The 1,431-nt window shown below is 37.7% G+C and carries 1 protein-coding gene; it reads left to right on the top strand.

What is annotated here, in order from left to right; all coding sequences use genetic code 11:
- Nucleotides 1-97: 97 nt before the first annotated feature.
- On the top strand, nucleotides 98-1,431 hold a 1,334-nt coding region (locus EHQ47_RS19425), incomplete at its 3' end, for a transposase (protein ID WP_244290422.1).

Raw genomic sequence — 1,431 nt, 5'->3', positions numbered from 1 at the left:
ATCTCTCCATACCAATCCGCACAAATCCCGTAATTCCCCCTCAGAACCTAACACCTGTGACCCAAAATTAAGCTCTCCCAACGTATCCCCTTCTCCAATCCTATCCCAACGAACTACAGCCTCTACAAATGTATCCTCGAAGCAATTACACACCAAAGAATCTACCCTTAGAATAAAAAAAGGATCACCCAAATTATCCTCAAAGGGGAATATTACACCTGCTATTTCAAAGAATACTAGCGAAGGAGCCTACTTTCCTCTACCCACTTCCTCAGAGATACACTTAGAAGGGGAAAACAATCACCACTCCAAGGATCATCTTTATGAGAACCTTACAGATGACATTTTTGTGGAAGCAGAGACTTTTAAGGACTATAAATATAAAAGTACTTCAGGAATCCATACTGAGAAATTTCAGAAGCTCACATATAAAATACTATATGACCTCTACCCTAAGTACTGCCCCAAGTGTAATGTAATCCTTTCAAAGGGTGTTAAGAATCGTCCTGACCTTGTAAGATGTGGGAATAAAAACTGTCACCACCAAGTCTCCAGGCTCTCATATACTCCATTACATCATTTTAAGCTACCAATCTGGATGTTTGGGTATATCCTAGAAGAATCTATCCTACAATTTCCAAAGGTAATCACTTCAGTAGAAATTAGTAAAAGGTTAAGTATTTCATATAAGTCTGCAAGGCTTTTGAAGCAACGTTTACAGGTGTTTTCGAGCCATCAGGTAGAAGTTTTAAGGAAATTATATTACAATGATCTCAAAGATACTTTCAAAAATGTTACTCTTCCAAAGGTAGAAGATGGTAAGGACGTAAAGAAGCACTTAGGAAAGAAACTTTATAGAAAGATACCACATACAGATACAGCAGTCCTCTATTCAGCCTCTCAGAGAAGTAATCAACATCGGAAAAGGTTTCGTCATGGTGGTCTCACTGCTAGTATATATCAAAGTGATTCCGTTGGTGGTAGGCAGGTAGGAATACTTGTAAGCACTATAGCTACTCAGAATGGTTGTGTATTTTTTGATTCAGTCCCAGATCAGAAAGCCAATACATTAGGAACTTTACTTCGCAAAACTGTTCCCTATGAGTCTCCTCTATTTTCAGATGAAGGGTATCCTTGGTTATGGGGTATTTACAAAAAACATAGGACTGTAAATCATCAGGCTCATAGTAAAGATAAAAGGTATAAATTTGCAAAGAATCGTTGGAGTAAATTTTCTATTCACAATCAAGTAGCTGAAGGTAATCAGAGATTATTAAAAAGTGCGTTCAGTGCTTACTGTTATATAAAACCAACTTACTCACAACTCTATTTGAACGAGCTGTCATTCTATAAATCCATAAAGGCAGTTGGGATGGATAGATTAGTGACAGCTCAGAGGGAAGGAGTTGTGCCGAATGTATCTAGGATATA

This window comes from Leptospira bourretii (genome assembly GCF_004770145.1).
GTDB lineage: Bacteria > Spirochaetota > Leptospiria > Leptospirales > Leptospiraceae > Leptospira_A > Leptospira_A bourretii.
The sequence above is the reverse complement of the archived record's forward strand: the minus strand, read 5'-3'. Positions and strand labels throughout refer to the sequence as shown.